5 protein-coding genes and 1 pseudogene are annotated in these 4074 nt (G+C 23.4%); all 6 read right to left on the bottom strand.

Annotation, left to right across the window (positions count from 1 at the left end):
* Positions 1–27 precede the first annotated feature (27 nt).
* A complete protein-coding gene (locus tag CPX_RS02935) occupies positions 28–192 on the bottom strand; it encodes an SVM family protein (RefSeq protein WP_084007123.1) in 165 nt (54 codons plus the stop codon).
* A 90-nt stretch (positions 193–282) separates the two neighbouring features.
* The gene (locus CPX_RS02505) at positions 283–624 is read right to left on the bottom strand and encodes a hypothetical protein (RefSeq protein WP_053521598.1); all 342 of its coding nucleotides are present in this window, start codon (positions 622–624) and stop codon (positions 283–285) included.
* A 50-nt stretch (positions 625–674) separates the two neighbouring features.
* Entirely contained in the window at positions 675–1205 is a 531-nt protein-coding gene (locus CPX_RS02510; RefSeq protein ID WP_053521600.1) for a Panacea domain-containing protein, read from the bottom strand.
* Between the two features lie 169 nt (positions 1206–1374).
* Positions 1375–2247, bottom strand: a pseudogene (locus CPX_RS02515) (alpha/beta fold hydrolase).
* Positions 2248–2554: 307 nt separating this feature from the next.
* Positions 2555–2908, bottom strand: a complete 354-nt coding sequence (locus CPX_RS03425) for a hypothetical protein (protein WP_235443265.1) — start codon at positions 2906–2908, stop codon at positions 2555–2557.
* Between the two features lie 964 nt (positions 2909–3872).
* Positions 3873–3989 (bottom strand): SVM family protein, encoded by a 117-nt coding sequence (locus CPX_RS03570; protein ID WP_152907391.1) that lies wholly within the window; start codon positions 3987–3989, stop codon positions 3873–3875.
* Positions 3990–4074 lie beyond the last annotated feature (85 nt).

The raw sequence follows: 4074 nt of genomic DNA on the forward strand, positions 1-4074 counted from the left end.
AAATATGAAAATATGAAATTTGAGTAGCTATTTTTTTCGTTCTAAATAAATTTTATTAATCTCATTATTTATGGAATTTTCATCATTTAAATTATTCATTGCAATTACTTTATTATTATTTATAAATAATAATCCTATGAAAGTTATTAAACAAAGATAAATTATTTTAAATTGTTTTTTTAATTTAATCATTAATTGCCACTCCTTTATTTTTAGAATTGTTCTTTTTAGAACTTTCTGGTTTATCAACCGAATATGTATTAGAATTGTTTTTTTGTTAAATTAATATATTTTATGTTTAGGATCAAAACCAAGAATATAAAAAATATTATTTAATTTTAAACCTAATAAACGACTTTGTTTTGTAGTTTTTAATTGATAAACCGTTTCGCCTTCTGCAAGTGTTACAACGTTTTCAAAACCTTCATTAACAAGTTTATGTTCTTCAACTTTATGAAAATGTAAATCGCTATTTATGACGCTTTGAAAACTATCATGTTTTATAGGCTTGTCTAAAGGATAAAGAATATCATCAAAAAATTGTTGAATTTTCAAGCGTTTAAAGTTTTTACAAGGTGAATATTTTTTAACAAAAGAATAACGAAATTTTGCTTTTGAACTCATAAGATTACTTTATTTTTTTGAGATTTTTTATAAAATAATTTTTTATAATTTCAATCTTTAATAACATTTTTAGACCAATCTTCATTATTATCCGAAGTTGATTGCCAAGTAGTTTCTTTATGCTTCAAATTAGATAAAGTAGTAGCTTTTTTATTTCCATACAATTCTATTATTTTATCGATTAAAACACGATGATCGTTTGTTAAATGCTTTTCTTCTCCTTTTTTAGTTCCGTTACAAATCGGTTTATTGGTATAACGTTTAAATTCGTCATATAAATTCGGGAAAACAGGGCCGTGAAGCCACGCTTCGATGGGCTCATTGAAAATTGGTTGATCATTTTCAACTAAATATTTAGCATATGTATAATAAACCAATTTTTGTAATTTCATATTAGTAATTTTACTCTTATTTTTTTTAATAATGTAATTGGCAACGTCGAAAATATTAATTTGAGTTTTTTCAATATCTTTTTCTGTATTTAAATCAACTCCTTTATTTTTAACATTTACTGTATTATATAATAATTTTAATTGTTTTTCAAGAGAAAGTATTTTTTGTTGCATTTTTTTTATGGTCATGATTGTTTTTTCTCCTTTATTTGGGGTTTTAAGTTTATAGCCTTGCCATTTTTTGTTGTTGTGTTTGGTAAAAGAAAAGACCCTTATGAAGGGTCTTTATAAAGTTTTTATAAAAAAATAAGATTTATATATTAAATTATTTTTTTGCTTTTTTTATCTATTTGAATTTTTATACAATTTGCTCTAACCACGCTATAACATCTTGATAAACAACTTGTTCGCTATTTAAATCATTAAATAAATTATGATACATATTAGGATACAATTTCAATGTTTTATTAGATTCTGTAAGAATATTAAACAATTCTTGACTATTCTCTGACAAAATAACTTTATCTTCTTCTCCGTGTAACAATAAAATAGGTTTTGGATAAATAAATGAATTATTTATTAAATTTTCTTGAAAATATTGAATGCTTAAAATCATAGTATTTCTTATAAAATTTGCAGTTAAGAATTTTACACTTCTAAAATTTTTCATTTCTTGTGTTAAAGGTAATCTCGATAATCTATCATAATTCATTCCTACTGGAATGTTTGGCATATTTTTTGTTGTTTCTTCTTCGATAAATGCATTTGCAGAATCTATTATTTTTGTTGGAGCGCCACTATTAATAACTCCATCTATATCATTGTATTTATAAACGTAACAATTATTAATCATTCCGCCTAAACTGTGTCCCAATAAAATATTTTTTAAATTATTTTGTTGTTTTAAAGAATTAATTATTAAATGTCAGTCATCTATGAAAGTATGAAAATTATCAATATCTGCTACATCGTTAGAATTATTTCTACTTTGACCATGAGTTCTAATGTCATAAATTAAAACATTATAATTATTATTATTTAAAAAATTTGATAACCCTTCATATTCTTTTGAACTCTCGGCAATACCATGAGTAACGACTATATTAGCTTTAGCGTTTGGAACCTCTTTAAAATCTGTATGAATACCTATGCGTTGTTCTAACAAAGGGTAAGCATAAATTTTTTGTTTAAAAATTATAAGAATTAAAAAAATTAATATAGGTAAAAACATTTATTTTTGTAAAAAATTGTTTTTTTAATGGAAACATGAATTAAAACTCCTTTAATTTTTATTTTTACCAACCATCAGGGTGTGTTTTGTTCATTTTAGCTTTTTTGGCTTTATCGTTATTGTGTTTATTTTTGAAGATGGATAAAAAATACAACTAGATGGATAAAATACCACTAACAGGATTGAAATGAAGGTAGAAGTTGTTTAATTCGAATTAATCGTTGTGGGTACAAATTGTACCAAGTCAGTAAGTCTTTATCTTCTTCGAGGAAGTGTTTTAGGGCCTTTGTAATTGAGGATTAAGTAGTTATTTCCTGGCCTTTGTATTGTTTTTTTGAATCAAATGTAACGCCATAATTGGTTGTCGTCTTTTTTTATAAAAAGATGCGCCTTCAAAACCGTTTAAAGCGGTAAAATTATAAGTATCACAATCTTTGTTCCAACGGTCAAAAGGATGACGGTTTTTGATGAAGATGGCCAGGTTGGAAGGTTTGTATTGGGATTCGATACGATCTTTGATTGTTGCTAGTTCAAAAAAACTTTTATTTTCTTTATCATTAAATTGTTGTTGGCAATAAGCAATGCCATTTAAGCCATTGAATTTATAATGAACTTTAACCATGTATTCATTTTTTCCATATTTATTTTCTCCCCCACTCATTGATTTTGTTTTTTTCAATTTTATCTAGGATAGGAATAGGATTTTTAGGGAGTTGAATAACTCCTGTTTCGGTTAAGATGATAAAACCAAAAAGCAGAATAACGATAAAAATAATGATTAAGAAAAACTATTTGATTTTTTTAATTTTGATCATATTTATTAATTCCTTTAATAATTTTTTTTAATCTGCACATATTTTAACATATTTAACTTTTTAATTAACCTTAAAACTTTTTTTTGAACCAAGAAGTTGCAGATTCAACTTTTTTTATTTACTTCTTGTTTAACTTTTGTAGCACAAACGGTTGAATTGAACCTTTCCAAGTTTTTTGATTGTTTATTTGTTTATTTAGACTATTAATTTTAGCGATTTAGGTGGTTAATTTGATTTCTGCGCTCCTTAATTCTCTTCTAGTTGCGCACTGTTCCATTTTTTTAAAAAATTTTTATTTTTAAAATTGTTCTTTAAAGCTTAAAATTAAGTAGATAATTTCTTTTCAAATTAATAAAATATAATTTTCATTTTAAAAACTGTTTAAACTATTTTTATATTTTATATATTACTAATTTCAAAAGATAGTTTGAAAATATTTTTTAAATATTTTATGTCCTCAATATATATAGTTAGATTAAAAAAAAGAGAAAAAATCGTCAACAAAATTACTACTCCTTAAATTCAAAAGCTGCAGATTTTGACATAGGTTTAAAAATATAATGGTTTTAAAAATTGGTAAAAGTTTTTTCTCTACAAGTTGTTATTTTTTATAATTGTTGTTTGAATTTGTTTGAAAGGGTTAAATTTGGATTTTTAATATTTAATTGTTTTTGTGATTTTGTATTATCTTAGAATTTTAGTTTTCTTTTATCTTCGTTAGATATTAATTTTGTTATTTTATTTAAACTAATTTGTATTCTTTTTTATTAAAATATTGAATATCTTCATTTAATTGTTCCATAGCATATTCTATAATATCAATTTTTTTGTTGTCATTAATTGATTGTTATTAGCAATTAATGACATTCCTATAAAAGTAATTAAAAAAAGATAAATTATTTGAAAATGATTTTTTAATTTCAACATTACTTAATATCTCCTTTGATTTTTATAAAATAGTTCTGATCTGTTAAAAAAGAAATAAGGCGAAAAAAGAAATTTTTTAACTAGA

The organism is Candidatus Phytoplasma pruni, from assembly GCF_001277135.1.
Lineage (GTDB): Bacteria > Bacillota_I > Bacilli_A > Acholeplasmatales > Acholeplasmataceae > Phytoplasma > Phytoplasma pruni.